General features: G+C 52.4%; 15 protein-coding genes. 1 reads left to right on the top strand and 14 read right to left on the bottom strand.

The window, feature by feature from the left end; all coding sequences use genetic code 11:
• The 12 genes from VFG09_04880 to VFG09_04825 form a co-directional block, all read right to left on the bottom strand.
• Positions 1 to 198: hypothetical protein (locus VFG09_04880; GenBank protein ID HET6514473.1), on the bottom strand; the 198-nt coding region annotated here is incomplete at its 3' end.
• Positions 199 to 321: 123 nt separating this feature from the next.
• Entirely contained in the window at positions 322 to 636 is a 315-nt protein-coding gene (cutA, locus tag VFG09_04875) for a divalent-cation tolerance protein CutA (protein HET6514472.1), read from the bottom strand.
• 86 nt (positions 637 to 722) lie between these two features.
• Positions 723 to 1,853: a hypothetical protein gene (locus tag VFG09_04870; GenBank protein ID HET6514471.1), complete on the bottom strand. Its 1,131-nt coding sequence runs from the start codon at positions 1,851 to 1,853 to the stop codon at positions 723 to 725.
• Positions 1,854 to 1,861: 8 nt separating this feature from the next.
• Positions 1,862 to 3,262: an amidophosphoribosyltransferase gene (purF, locus tag VFG09_04865; protein ID HET6514470.1), complete on the bottom strand. Its 1,401-nt coding sequence runs from the start codon at positions 3,260 to 3,262 to the stop codon at positions 1,862 to 1,864.
• 44 nt (positions 3,263 to 3,306) lie between these two features.
• Positions 3,307 to 4,020 (bottom strand): ribonuclease H-like domain-containing protein, encoded by a 714-nt coding sequence (locus tag VFG09_04860; GenBank protein HET6514469.1) that lies wholly within the window; start codon positions 4,018 to 4,020, stop codon positions 3,307 to 3,309.
• Positions 4,021 to 4,113: 93 nt separating this feature from the next.
• Entirely contained in the window at positions 4,114 to 5,424 is a 1,311-nt protein-coding gene (locus VFG09_04855) for a S41 family peptidase (protein HET6514468.1), read from the bottom strand.
• Positions 5,425 to 5,442: 18 nt separating this feature from the next.
• Entirely contained in the window at positions 5,443 to 6,642 is a 1,200-nt protein-coding gene (locus tag VFG09_04850) for a peptidoglycan DD-metalloendopeptidase family protein (protein ID HET6514467.1), read from the bottom strand.
• A 45-nt stretch (positions 6,643 to 6,687) separates the two neighbouring features.
• Positions 6,688 to 7,557, bottom strand: a complete 870-nt coding sequence (locus VFG09_04845; protein ID HET6514466.1) for a permease-like cell division protein FtsX — start codon at positions 7,555 to 7,557, stop codon at positions 6,688 to 6,690.
• A gap of 4 nt (positions 7,558 to 7,561) precedes the next feature.
• Positions 7,562 to 8,224 (bottom strand): cell division ATP-binding protein FtsE, encoded by a 663-nt coding sequence (gene ftsE / locus VFG09_04840; protein ID HET6514465.1) that lies wholly within the window; start codon positions 8,222 to 8,224, stop codon positions 7,562 to 7,564.
• Positions 8,221 to 9,225 carry a transketolase family protein gene (locus tag VFG09_04835; protein HET6514464.1) on the bottom strand — a complete coding sequence of 335 codons (1,005 nt, stop codon included), beginning with the start codon at positions 9,223 to 9,225 and terminating at the stop codon, positions 8,221 to 8,223. Before VFG09_04835 ends, ftsE begins: the two co-directional genes overlap by 4 nt.
• Before the next feature lie 3 nt (positions 9,226 to 9,228).
• Positions 9,229 to 10,059: a transketolase gene (locus tag VFG09_04830; protein HET6514463.1), complete on the bottom strand. Its 831-nt coding sequence runs from the start codon at positions 10,057 to 10,059 to the stop codon at positions 9,229 to 9,231.
• The gene (locus VFG09_04825) at positions 10,056 to 10,499 is read right to left on the bottom strand and encodes a hypothetical protein (protein HET6514462.1); all 444 of its coding nucleotides are present in this window, start codon (positions 10,497 to 10,499) and stop codon (positions 10,056 to 10,058) included. The genes VFG09_04830 and VFG09_04825 overlap by 4 nt, the downstream gene beginning before the upstream one ends.
• Positions 10,500 to 10,757: 258 nt before the next feature.
• Here VFG09_04825 and VFG09_04820 point away from each other — a divergent pair, with 258 nt between their 5' ends.
• Positions 10,758 to 11,252, top strand: a complete 495-nt coding sequence (locus tag VFG09_04820; protein ID HET6514461.1) for a hypothetical protein — start codon at positions 10,758 to 10,760, stop codon at positions 11,250 to 11,252.
• Between the two features lie 36 nt (positions 11,253 to 11,288).
• Here the strand turns inward: VFG09_04820 and VFG09_04815 are convergent, their stop codons facing one another.
• Both VFG09_04815 and VFG09_04810 read right to left on the bottom strand, forming a co-directional pair.
• A complete protein-coding gene (locus VFG09_04815) occupies positions 11,289 to 11,501 on the bottom strand; it encodes a zinc ribbon domain-containing protein (protein HET6514460.1) in 213 nt (70 codons plus the stop codon).
• Positions 11,502 to 11,540: 39 nt separating this feature from the next.
• A complete protein-coding gene (locus VFG09_04810; GenBank protein ID HET6514459.1) occupies positions 11,541 to 12,704 on the bottom strand; it encodes a (Fe-S)-binding protein in 1,164 nt (387 codons plus the stop codon).
• Positions 12,705 to 12,925: the final 221 nt, after the last annotated feature.

Genomic DNA, 12,925 nt, shown 5'->3' with positions numbered 1-12,925 from the left:
GACGGTCTCTCGAATCTCACGGTCACAAGAAAAATCAGGTGCGCTGGAGATTTCCCTGCACAATGACTTCAGTTCTCCCGGAGTGAGTATCCCTGTGAGGAATCGATACGACCCGCACATCAGTTCTTCCCTGCCCTCTTTGGAATACCTGCAGAACTCGCTGCAGATGATTTCAGTATATCTGTTTCTCTTCATCATTCATCGGTGCCTGGGCATCCAATTAAGCATGAAGGATTCTCATTCTCACAATTTTATCTCATGCAAAAGATGTTGAAGCATGCCTGCCTGATCATTGTTCTCCATGTTCGGGCTTTTCGCCGATTATCCCGTCACCTCTCCCAGCCACTTCAGGTAATCCTCGGACCCCTCAATGATCGGGAAAGCGACGATCTCAGGGACGGTGTAACTGTGAAGTTCCTTGACCTTGTTCAAGAGGGACTGGAAGAGACTCTTGCGGGTCTTGGCAATCATCAGCACCTCGGTCTCATCTTCCGTCTTGCCCTGCCACCGATAGACGGAACGGACACCGTTAACGATATTCACGCATCCTGCAAGACGATTCTCGACGAGGGCACGGGCAATGCTTGCGGCTTCATCCTCACCTGAAGCTGTCATAAAGACTACGATATGGTCCACCGAATTCTCTCCTCTTCAAGACTATCTGTCTCTGTGACTATATTCATGCCTTCTTCTTTCCGAAAGAATCTTGTTCCCCTGAAGTTTTATCTTTCCACGAGTTTCCCGTCTTTCATAAGAAGGGCCCTGTTGCCCTTCCTGTCCATCAGCACAACCGTCGGCCTGAAGAAAACAAAATCCTGATGAAAAGGGGTTTTGACTTTGCCGCCAAAAGAGCTGTTGTCTCCCAAAGCTATATGGATCGTGCCCATAATCTTTTCGGATTCGAGAATATTGTCCGGTCTCTTTGCCCTGTCGTTCATCCCGATGCCGAATTCCGCTATATTCCCGTTCTCCTTCCTTTCCTTTACTTTAGCGTCGAGAATCTCTGCAAAGGGGTCCTCACCCTCAATCCCGTCAACAAGGCCGTTCTTCACGGTCACAATAATAGGAGACGAGAGCATCCTCATGGGAGCCCATTCAAGAATAAGCGTCCCCTCTGCCGTTCCTTCAAGAGGCGCAAAAAAAGCCTCACCCGAGGGAAGATTTCCAAAGGAGCCCCTTTTTGTGAGCATCCCGGTATCAGGCAATGCCTTCCGTCCTGACTTTGCGAGCTCAAGATATGTCCCGTTCGGAGTCTTTACTTCGACTGTCTCAGCCTTGGTAACAAGATTCGCTACGGCCTTCGTCCTGGATGCCTGAAGCCTCCAGTCCACTGCCATAGGGCCTTCGAGCATTGACATATCAAAGAGGGGCATGCTCGCATAACGGCAGCCGCAGATCCTCGTAAGAAGGTCCCTGAATTGGGTATGGCTTGTAGAGTAATTTGAAAGCGCAATGACTGCATGAACCGAAGAACGGCAGTATCTCCCTATGATCTCTTCCGTCTTCCTGATCCCGTCGTCTGAAATCGTCTTCGAAAGAAGGGCACCAAAGATCCTTGCTGCCTTCAGGCTATCCACAGCCTTGTCGCCAAAGGCGCGTCTCCAGAGCTCTTCAGGCGGCTCAGCGCCGTGGACCATGGTTGAGGGATATTCGGCAAAGGTTACCTTCCTTGCGAAAGCCTTTCCGATCTCTGCAGTGAGAAGCGCAATGTCCCTCAGCCTCTCCCTCCTGCACCAGTCCTGTGAATCGATGATCTCGGTTTCCCCTATCCTGTCAGTAAAGACGAGGACCCTTTCATCTCTTCTGATACCAAGGTTTGTTTTGAAGATGGCCCTGATGGATTCGGTCACCATGGGGGCATCTAGCGGAACATGAACTCCAGCTGTTCAAGATGTTCGCCGGGGAAACCGATGGGATAGTCGTTGTCGAAACAGGCTGTGCAGTAGTCACCGGAATCAGGGACGATCCTCTTCATTCCCTCAAGACTGAGGTAGGCGAGGGAATCGGCTGTCACGTACTTCCGTATCTCTTCCGTCAGGTGCGTGGCCGCGATGAGCTCCTGCCTCGTCGGCGTATCGATGCCGTAGAAGCAGGGGCCGATGGTCTGCGGAGAGCTGATCCTCAGGTGGACTTCCCTGGCTCCGCCTACTTCGCGAATCATCTTTACGATCTTCTTGCTCGTCGTCCCCCTCACAATCGAGTCGTCAACAACGATCACCCTCTTTCCTTCAAGGAGCTTCCTGACAGGATTGAGCTTGATCTTCACGCCGAAGTGGCGTATGGTCTGACGAGGCTCTATAAAGGTCCTGCCGACGTAGTGGTTGCGTATCAGGCCGAAGTCGAGAGGGATCCCGCTCTCCTCGGAGAAGCCTATTGCAGCAGGCACACCGGAGTCAGGAACGGGAATGACAAGGTCAGCGTCCACCTTCGATTCCCGCGCGAGCTGCCGTCCGAACTCCTTCCTGATCTCGTTCACATTCTGATAGCCAAAGATATAGCTGTCGGGCCGCGAAAAATAGATGAACTCGAATATACAGTGTGCCTGCCTTTGGGTGGTCATGGCCTTCACCGACCTCATGCCGTTCTCGCCGATGATGAGCATCTCTCCTGGCTCGACATCTCTGATATAGGAGGCGTTGATGAGATCCAGTGCACAGGTCTCTGAGGCGACGACATAGGCGCCGTCCACCTGCCCCAGGCAAAGAGGCCTGACACCAAAGGAATCCCTGACTGCGATAAGCTCCTTCTCGGTAATGATCAGGAGACTGAAGGCTCCGCTCACTTTATTGAGGGCCTGTATTATTCTGTCATAAGGGTCATCCCCCTTTGCATGGGCAATGAGATGGACGATGACTTCACTGTCAGAGGTCGACTGAAAGATGGCTCCCTGCTCTTCGAGATCCTTCCTCAGTTCAGCAGCATTGACTATATTGCCGTTGTGGGCCAGGGCGAGGGCGCCGAGGGCAAAATTTGCGACGATGGGCTGGACGTTCTTGAGAACACTGCTTCCGGCCGTCGAATAACGGTTATGGCCGATCGCTATGTAACCCGGAAGCCTCTTCAGCCTCTTCTCGGTAAAGATGTCGGCGACAAGACCCATCGACTTTTCGATGTAGAGCTGCTTGCCATCGGATGAACAGATTCCGGCCCCTTCCTGTCCCCTGTGCTGGAGCGCGTAAAGGCCGAGATAGGTGAGGTTCGACGCCTCAGGATGGTTGAAAACCCCGAATACACCGCACTCTTCATGAATATCGTGAAACAAGATATCTCCTCCTGAACCGCAGAGCTGTCACCGCATCTCTGTGGTTATAATAATGTGGACGGACTTCTTCCCCTCTCTGTCTTGTCCAGAGAAAAGCGTATATAGTTTTCCCAGTATGCAAGGAGTTCCTTCGTTGCTCTCATGTCTCCGAAACAGTATTTCGCGATCTCGACATATCGACCCGAATGAAAGAGGTCACTGACCTCGTATCCCGTTATGCCCTCTGATTTCGGGCTCTTGATACCAAAGGTTTTGCACCACAGGTCGAGGCTGAATCTTCTTCTTGACGCCCCGTAAAAGGTGAGCTGGTCCAGGAGGTCGATGTGAGGCCCGCTATAGCGGTTGGGCATAAGGTCCCTTGTGGGCTTTATCCTGTAAACGGCTGACCTGATCATGATGAAGGGACAGTCGAAACCCCTGCCGTTGAACGTGATAAACTGGTCATAGATCCTGATAACATCCCAGAAATTCTTGAGTATCTCTTCCTCGGTGCAGGGCCTGAAGGCGATGCCCTCTTCGTCGAAGCCCGAAAGAAGATCGTTAGGAGACTGGAAATAGACCGCCCCTTTCATCGAATCCGGGTTCAGCATGCCTATCGCTATGATCTCTCCTGTCAGCGGATAAAAGGAAAGACTCTCCTTCACTCCCTGAATGTCTTCTTCTGTAGCAGTCCATCTGAGGAGATATTCCTGCGTAGCCTTGTCAAGGGAATCGAAGTCTTTTCCGACGGTCTCTATGTCGAATATGATCCGGGACATCAATGCTCAGGAGTCAGGGCAAGGGATTAAGACCGCAATCTTGGCCGCTACCGAAGCTCATCCCTTCCGACTCCTTACTGCCAGACCCGTCTGTTACGATGCCTTGGGCAGTTCCCTGAATACCTTCCAGGTCTTCAGAAGGTCGACCGCCCGCTGGAGCTGCAGGTCGTCCTTTTCAGATACTTCCGTCATCGGGGCAGTCTCCTGCTCAGGCTGGAGCCTTTCATCTTTCTGTTCATTCTTGAGATGTCTCTCAAGATCCTTTTCCCTGATAACAGCGTGCTCTTTTTCACCGTTCTTTACCTCCTGTTTCACCGTGATATCAGGAGTAATGCCTGTCGACTGGATCGAGGTTCCGCTCGGCGTATAATAACGGGCCGTCGTAAGCCTGAGACCTGACCCATCACTGAGAGGGATAACACTCTGGACCGATCCTTTCCCGAAGGTCTGGACTCCCATGATTACCGCCCTGTGCCAGTCTTTCAACGCGCCGGAGACGATCTCAGATGCGCTTGCGCTTCCCTGGTTGACGAGGACGATCATCGTGAGTTTGTCATAGGAGACGTATCGGGAACCTGTTTTGTACTCGGTCTTCTCGCCCGCCCTGTCTTTGATATACACAACAAGTTTTTCGGCAGGCAGGAATTGGCTCGTCACATCAACGGAACTATTGAGAAGCCCGCCGGGATTGTTCCTGAGGTCGAGGATCAGAGAATTAATCTTTTCCTCGTTCAGCTTACCAAGGGCAGTAGCCAGATCGTTCGCCGTCTGCTCCTGAAACTGAGTGATCTTTACATAGCCAATCCCCTCTTCCAGCACCTTTGACTTCACGCTCTTCACCTTGATAATATCCCTCTCAATGGTGAAATCCTGGGGTTCCTTCCAGCCCTCCCGCATAACGCTTATCTTGACCGTTGTCCCCTTTGGTCCCCTCATTTTGCTTACGGCGTCATGGAGCGCCATGTCCCTCGTGCTTTGGTCATTGATCTTAACGATCTTGTCGCCAGCCTTTATGCCGGCACGATAGGCAGGGGTATCATCAATGGGTGCAATGACGGTGAGGAGGTTGTCTTTTATGCCGATCTGTATGCCGATGCCGCCGAATTCGCCCTTCGTATCAACCTGCATCTCCTTGTAAGCATCAGGGGGCATGAATCCCGAGTGGGGATCAAGGGAACTCAGCATGCCTTTCACCGCTCCATAGATGAGATCCTTGGTCTTGACATCGTCGACATAATTCTTCTTGACGATCGAAAGGACCTCGGTGAATATTCTGATATTTTCATACCCGTCAACCTCGGCACTCACACGCCCTATCGACCACCTGCCCACGACAACGCCTGCCATTGCCACGGCCAGAATAAAGACCCACGTGATCAGTATCCGTTTCCTGCTCTCTAACATCTTCTCTTAGACCTCCATCTATCTTCTCTTCAGCCATTGAACAGGGTCGAGCGGCTTTCCCTTATACCTGATCTCAAAATAAAGGGAGGGGGCATTCAACATCCCCGACTCTCCTACCCTTCCGACAACTGCATACTGTTTTATTATATCTCCAACGCCAAAAAAAATCTCTGAGAGATTTGCATAGAGGGTGTGATAGCCTTCACCGTGGTTCAGGATCAGAAGGTTCCCATAGCCCTTGAACCATTCTGCGAAGACAACCTTGCCCCCCTGCACTGCCTTGATAGTATCATCCTCGGTCTTGATATAGATCCCGTTCCGGAAGACGGGGGTATTAAACCGGGGGTCCTTTTGGGTTCCGTAGGGAATGGCAACCTTGCCGGCCACTGGCCACGGCAATTTCCCTTTAAGGGCCGCAAAGCCCATGCCCTCGTAGGTTTCCTTCTCTTCAAGCCTCCGTATTACATCGCGGAGCCTTTTCGCCGCCTCCTGCAGTTCGCTGAGCATCTTCTCGTGAGATGACTTCTCGCTCCTCACCGATACCAGAAGATGCTCCCTTTCCCGCCTTTTTTCAGAAAAGGCCTCCTCGGTGAGCCTGAGTCGCTCTTCGCTCCTCTTCAGGTCGGCGCGAAGATTCTGAAGCTGTCCTTCCCTTTCTTCGAGCGCCCTCAACGCACTCACGTAGCCGTCGATCGCCCTCCGTTCCTGGAGCGTCATGACTTCAAGATACTTCCACCGCCTCATGATCTGCGCCATATCGTCTGCCCCGGCCATGAGAAGCAATAATTCGTATGACTGGCCATACCTCTGCATCGTGCGGAGTTTTCTCCTCATCCATGCCTTTTTCCTGCTGAGTTCTTCCCGGTTTACAGATATCTCGGCTTCGACCTTCGTTATTTCTGACTCTGTCCGGTGAATCCTCAGGCGCTGCTTTCTTAACTCCGCCTCAATAGCATCCATTCTCATGTTCACGGTATCGATCTCTTCCAGGACGGAATGTTCCTTTTTCTTCGCGTCTTCAAGTCCGCGCCTGTGCTCCTCCATCTCCTTCTGGATCTTCTTGTACTGCTCTTTCGGGCCTTCGGCAAAGACCCTTGCAGATGGGGGGAAGAGAGAGAAGAAGAGACTGAAGAGAAAAGGAAGGCACCAGGCCGCGGCCAACAGGAGGGAGGCCCCAGAATTTCCCCCTTTCCCCTTTCCCGTTGCTCCTTGATTCATTGGTCCTTTCGTATCCCGTGGTCAGGAACCTGCAAGGCTTCAACCCTAATATCGTATCCTTCCGACAGCTATAAGCGCCCCGGTAATCCCAAGGAAAAGGCCTGCAAAAGGTATCGATACCAGGACCTCCGGAGGGAAGAGGACAGCGCCGAAGAGAGGAGCTGCCACGCTCAACGATTTAAAAACGCCCTGGTAAAGAGCGAGGACAATGAACAGACTGATACCGCTGCCCGAAGCCCCGATGACCCCTCCTTCAACAAGGAAAGGCACCCGTATGAATCCCCGGGTAGCGCCCAGGAGTTTCAGTGTCTCGATCTCTTCTTTCCTGCGGTAAAAGAGTATCTTGACAGTGCTGTAACATATGAAGATTACGCCGGCAGCCATAACGAGCGTGAGGATAAGGCCTACGGTCTTCACACCCGCCCGCAGGGAATGAATCGAGAGGAGAAATTTCTCGCCATACTGCAGATCCTCTATCCCTGTCATCTTCTTTATTTCATCAGCAAAGGCCTTGACGGATTCAGGACCTACGGCCTCTTTCCTCAGCCGTATCTCGAGAGAGGCGGGGAGGGGGTTTTCGCTCAGACCTTCAAGGATATAATCAGCGTCCCTCACTGAAGACCTCAGCTCCTTTATTGCCTCGGCCTTTGAGATGTATCTGACTTTCTCGACACTGTTATGCCTTCTCAGGGATGCCGCGATCTGAAGCGCCTCCTGTTCAGAGACGCCGTCCTTCAGATAGGCCACAACGGAGAACTTCTCAGGCAGCCTCCTCGTCAGAAGGTCGACATTGTAGATGACGAGGGCCACGAGGGAGATCACGAGCAGCCCCATCGCAATGGTCAGGATCGAGAGGAGATTGACCCACCGTTCGCGAAGGAGACTCCTGAGCGCAACTCTTATAAAATACGGCATACCCCTACCCAAAAAACTCTCCCGCGAGAGAACCGCTGTCAATCTTTATGACCCGTTTGCCGCTGTCCCGGTAAAGCTCCCTGTTATGGGTGGCGATAATGATGGTCGTTCCCTTCGCATTGATCTCTTTAAAGATCCTCATGATTCCAGAAGCGGTATCGGGATCGAGATTGCCTGTCGGTTCGTCGGCAAGGAGGATGATCGGTTCTCCGGCAATTGCGCGCGCTATCACAACCCTCTGCTGCTCACCGCCGGACAGGGAAGAGGGATAACTGTCTGTCTTGTGCCTGAGGTTCACCATTTTGAGGGTATCGAGGACCCGTTCCCTCACTTCCCTTTCAGGCACATTCCTCACCCGCAATGCCAACGCCACATTATCGAGAACATTCTTATTGTCGAGGAGCCTGAAGTCCTGAAACACAACCCCTATATTTCTCCGCAAAAGAGGGATACCGGAACCGTTGAGGGTGTCTGACTGCCAGCCGGCAACGGATATCTTTCCTGAATCAGGGAATTCTGCTGCATAGATAAGCCTAAGGAGGGTAGACTTCCCTGCGCCGCTCGGCCCTGTGATGAATGCCATCTCGCCCTTCTTAAAGGAGAGGTTTATGTTCCTCAGGGCCGTGTTCGTAGCATAGTATTTCGATACATCCTGAAAGTGTATCATAGAGATGTCTTGATGGTCCTAGCAATCTCCTCTGCTGTTAATCCGTAGTATTGCATCAGCTCATCGGGCTTGCCTGAACGGCCGAAGGTATCCCTCACGCCGATCCGCTTCACCATCATCGGTTTCCTGTCCGAAAGAAGCTCGCAGACCGAACTGCCGAGGCCGCCGATGATCGAGTGTTCCTCTGCCGTAACAATCAGTTTCGCTTCGGCCGCCCTGAGCACAGCATCCTCATCGAGCGGTTTTATTGTCGAAACATTTACGACGCCGACGTCCAATCCGTCAGCCTCCAGTATCTTCCTTGCGTCGAGGGCAACAGAGACCATGATTCCCGTTGCCAGGATGTTCGCGTCTTTCCCGAGATGGAAGGCATAGGCCCTTCCGATCCGGAAGGTATAATCGTCGGGGAGAACAGCAGGGACCTTTGCCCTTCCGAGTCTCACATAGACAGGACCGGAGTATTCTGCGACAGCGCTGATCACCTGTTCCGTCTCTGTACCGTCAGCAGGGACGATCACGGTCATATCAGGGATGACCCTCATGAGGGCGATGTCTTCCAGGGCCTGATGGGACGCTCCGTCTTCACCGACTGTTATCCCCGCATGGGTCGAAACGAGCTTCACATTAAGATGGGAGTAACAGATCGTCTGCCGCACTTGTTCCCACGCACGCCCCGTCTCGAAGATAGCAAAGGTTGACGCAAAGGGTATCTTTCCGGTAAGGGAAAGGCCACCTGCCGTGCCTATCATATCCTGCTCAGCGATACCGAGGTTGAAAAATCTCTCAGGGAAGGCATCGGCAAACTTCTTCGTCTTCGTAGAACCCGACAAATCAGCGTCAAGAACGACAACTTCACTCTTCCTCTTGCCGAGTTCGAAGAGTGCCTTCCCATAGGCATCGCGGGTCGCTTCTGCCTGCTTCCCCGCCCCGTGCCCCGCCTTGCTAAGGGGGGGACAAAGGGAGGATGTCTTCTGCTCTTTCTGCTCCGTCCTTTCGCCCATCTGCTATAACTCCTTCAATGCCCTTTCGAGTTCTTCCCTTGTCGGGGTGACGCCGTGATATTCGGCCTTACCTTCAAAAAAGGAGACGCCTTTCCCCTTCACTGTGCGCGCCACGATCACGGTCGGCATCCCCTTTATTTTCTCTGCCTCATCAAGGGCACCCAGGATCTGCTCCATATTGTGTCCGTCGATGTCCAGCACATTCCATCCAAACCCGCGCCACTTATCGGTGATGGGCTCGACATTCATCACGTCACAGCAGTGACCGTCTATCTGGAGGCCATTGTTATCGACGATGGCGCAGAGGTTATCAAGCCGGTAATGGGCAGCGCTCATCGCGGCCTCCCAAATCTGACCTTCCTGCAGTTCACCGTCGCCCATGAGGCAGTAGACACGTGAAGGAAGGCCATCCATCTTCAGCCCCAGGGCAATTCCGTTCGCTATCGAAAGACCCTGCCCCAGGGAACCGGTAGATACCTCAACACCCTTGAGGAGCTTCGAACTCGGATGCCCCTGGAGAGGGCTGTCAACCCGGCGGAGCGTCTTCAGCAGATCCTTGTCAAGGTATCCCGCAAGGGCAAGCACCGCATAGAGGAGCGGCGCAGCATGACCCTTTGACAGGATGAAGCGGTCCCGTTCCCTCCAGGACGGATCGTCCGGTCGGTGTCTCATTTTACAAAAATAGAGTGCTGCGACAATGTCAACTGCAGAGAGGGAACCGCCGGTATGGCCCGAACCTGCCGCTGTCAGCATCTTGAGGATCTCAATCCGCAGATCTCTTGCGTAGCCGCATAAACACGGTATATCCTTTGCACGTGGCGATGGTTGACTCATCCGTCCTTCACCTTTCTCGATATATGTTCACGAAAAATATCGTCAAGACTCTTGCCGTTCCTCCGGCAGGGGTTCTCCTGCTCCGAAGGCTTTCCGGCCTCACCCTCTGTTTCGGGCTCTGAGTTCTCCCGCGTGGAATTGACGGGAGCTTCTGAGGAGCCAGGGACCTTCTCTTCACTGAGGGGTTGCTCTTCTTCGAATCTCCCGGCTATAAGTCCCTTGATCATCGCCTTATGCTGCTCCTTCATCAGCTCCCTTACCCGTTCCTTGAAGTCAGGGCGTCCGATAAATTCAGCATAGCTCGTTTTTTGGGACCTGAGGATCGCACCCTCGTAATACAGGAGGGTCACAAGGGTGTGCCTGGCCTGCCCGGTATCCTCCGTCTGAACATGATACATCTTCCCCTTGTAAGGAACATTCGTGTTATACCCAATAAGCATTGACTACCACCCTCAATCCTCTTTTCCTCGGGGAAGCATCCTCAGGCGGTCCGACTGAGGCGAATCCATACTATTATATACGCGATTACCTGGGAGATACAAGACCGCCGGAACAAGGAGCCATAAGAAATTCCGGGGTCAGATCTCCACAAGAGACGGAAGAGACTGAATTATTGCATCCAGTTGGATGTGGATTGAAAAAATACTTCATAAGCTTTATTATTAAGACAATTTTCACGACGGAACTTCGGAGGCAGCATGAGAGAGGAATATCCTTCGGTGATGAACAGGGAGCAAAGAATACGTGACCCTCGCAGGAGTCTGCAGCCTTGTCTCTGCGTTTTTATCTTCTTCCTGTTACTCTCTGTCTCTGCCTGCGGGGGAAAGAAAGAGGTCAAACAGGTCTCCCAGGAGAGCAAGACATCGACCGAAGCCTTTTCCCTTTCAGAGAGGCTGCGTGCTGCATATGTAAAAAAGGACTTTTCTGCTATCCAGGAGATATCGACCAGTGATGGATACAAAGACTTCATTAACTCCATCAAGCATTTTGATTCCGTTGACCTCACCTTCACGCCGAAATGGGTCGAGATAGAGAAATCGATGGTCTATCTCAATGTGGCCTGGAAAGGGAGCTGGGTCGTCGGGAGCGAGACAATACAGGAACGGGGCATGGCCGTCTTCCTGTTCGACGGCAGACCATTACGGCTGAGCAAAATAATAAGGGGGAACCCCTTCAAGTATCCTGAACGGTAGAGGTGATGGCTGCCCGGAGGAACAATCCCCGCCACGTTAATGACAGGTGCTGCACGAGCCGCTGCTGCAGGAGCCGCATCCTGATGAGCCCGAGGAAACTGGCTTCTCGACGCCGCTCATTCCAAAGAGAGAAAGCTTCTTCTTGATGTCTTCGGAAGAACATTTTGGACAGGTGACGCTCTGGTTCCCGAAAACCAGTTTCTCAAAATCCTCACCACATGCATTACAGGCATATTCGAATATGGGCATTGAACCTCCTGAATGATCCTGTTATTTTACCATTTTATTTTAACAGATAGCCTCTTCGACGAGCTCGATGATGTGGAAGACCTGCTTGTCCTTCAAACCGCTCATCAACTGGATCATGCAGCCTGTGCACGACGTGACAACGGCGTCAGTCCCTGTCCTGGTATATGCGTCGATCCTGTTCCTGAGAAGGTCCTGTGACACGTCACGGTACTGAAGGCTGAAGAGACCGCCAAACCCGCAGCAGCCGTCGCCCTCTGCCTCAATAAGTTCGACGCCCGTGGTCCGGATTACCCGTCGCGGCTCTTCCCGCACTCCGAGGGAATAATTGAGATGACAAGGGTCGTGGTACGTAACAGAAGTGAAGGAATTCAGGGGACGCAGGGGAACACCCTCGATCCTGTCGGAAAGAAAAGTCGATATATCAGCAGCATTCTTCAGACCCTCACCGATAAGACTGGTATAGGAGACCTTAAGGGAAAGGATGCAGGTGGGGCAAAGGCTCACAACGGCATCGGTCTTGAGTTTGCTAAATGCCAGGTAATTCTTCCGTGCCATCGCGGCCGCCTCTTCTTCGAGCCCGAGCCCCCTCAGAGGCGCGCCGCAGCAGACCTCTCCTTTTGGGAGGACGACTTCGTATCCGAGATGTACGAGGACATTGATGAGAGAGAGTCCCAGATGGGGAAAAAGAAAGTTGGTGCTACATCCTGTAAATACAGCGACACGTCCGATCCTCTTCTGCGGCTTATAGACCTGCAGATTGTCCCTGAGGGGATGAGCAGACACGGGGATGCAGAATGGTATGCCCTTCTTAAAAAGATAGGGCAATGCCACAGGTTGAAGGAGCCGTGCAATCCTGTGGCTAAGGGTAGGACGCTTGAAAACAACGCCGGCAACCTTTCTGAGGAACCTCCTCTTGTGATCCGAGTCCCGCAAAACTCTCCTGCCGTGGTATATCGCCTCTGTTATCTCAACACGCGGCGGACAGAGCTTTTCGCATGCCCCGCAAAGGACGCAGCTGAATATCCGGTCCATGAGAAGAGGCGACGGACCGATCTGGCCGGTAAGGAATCCTCTGAGAAGCGTCAGTCGCCCGCGGGCGCTCACAGGCTCCGACAGACCCTCTTCATAGGTTGGACAGTATGTCTTGCAGGTTCCGCATCTGACGCACTTGGAAAGTTCCGATAGGGCATGATCTCTGTCCATCGTTTATTTTAACCCATTTTGTTTCTCGATTGCCCTGACGACAAGGAGGTCATGGCTTGAGGATTAAGGAGCATGGGATATGGTAGCGTAAAATCTTCTGTGTAAAATTCTTGAAGTAAGAAAATAAAGGGTGTATTCTCCATTGTTCCGACCAAAGAACAAAAAAAGGAGGATACACCCATGCCAGTAAAGGAACTGACGAATTTAAAGGTAACAGATTT

This window comes from Thermodesulfovibrionales bacterium (assembly GCA_035686305.1).
In the GTDB taxonomy this organism is placed as follows: domain Bacteria; phylum Nitrospirota; class Thermodesulfovibrionia; order Thermodesulfovibrionales; family UBA9159; genus DASRZP01.
The sequence above is the reverse complement of the archived record's forward strand: the minus strand, read 5'-3'. Positions and strand labels throughout refer to the sequence as shown.

Excerpts from the sequence above, each read along its gene's own strand:
- VFG09_04870 (HET6514471.1), bottom strand. The coding sequence starts at position 1,853 with ATGGTGACCGAATCCATCAGGGCCATCTTCAAAACAAACCTTGGTATC.
- VFG09_04860 (HET6514469.1), bottom strand. The coding sequence starts at position 4,020 with ATGTCCCGGATCATATTCGACATAGAGACCGTCGGAAAAGACTTCGAT.
- VFG09_04855 (HET6514468.1), bottom strand. The coding sequence starts at position 5,424 with ATGTTAGAGAGCAGGAAACGGATACTGATCACGTGGGTCTTTATTCTG.
- VFG09_04850 (HET6514467.1), bottom strand. The coding sequence starts at position 6,642 with ATGAATCAAGGAGCAACGGGAAAGGGGAAAGGGGGAAATTCTGGGGCC.
- VFG09_04845 (HET6514466.1), bottom strand. The coding sequence starts at position 7,557 with ATGCCGTATTTTATAAGAGTTGCGCTCAGGAGTCTCCTTCGCGAACGG.
- ftsE (HET6514465.1), bottom strand. The coding sequence starts at position 8,224 with ATGATACACTTTCAGGATGTATCGAAATACTATGCTACGAACACGGCC.
- VFG09_04835 (HET6514464.1), bottom strand. The coding sequence starts at position 9,225 with ATGGGCGAAAGGACGGAGCAGAAAGAGCAGAAGACATCCTCCCTTTGT.
- VFG09_04830 (HET6514463.1), bottom strand. The coding sequence starts at position 10,059 with ATGAGTCAACCATCGCCACGTGCAAAGGATATACCGTGTTTATGCGGC.
- VFG09_04825 (HET6514462.1), bottom strand. The coding sequence starts at position 10,499 with ATGCTTATTGGGTATAACACGAATGTTCCTTACAAGGGGAAGATGTAT.
- VFG09_04820 (HET6514461.1), top strand. The coding sequence starts at position 10,758 with ATGAGAGAGGAATATCCTTCGGTGATGAACAGGGAGCAAAGAATACGT.
- VFG09_04815 (HET6514460.1), bottom strand. The coding sequence starts at position 11,501 with ATGCCCATATTCGAATATGCCTGTAATGCATGTGGTGAGGATTTTGAG.
- VFG09_04810 (HET6514459.1), bottom strand. The coding sequence starts at position 12,704 with ATGGACAGAGATCATGCCCTATCGGAACTTTCCAAGTGCGTCAGATGC.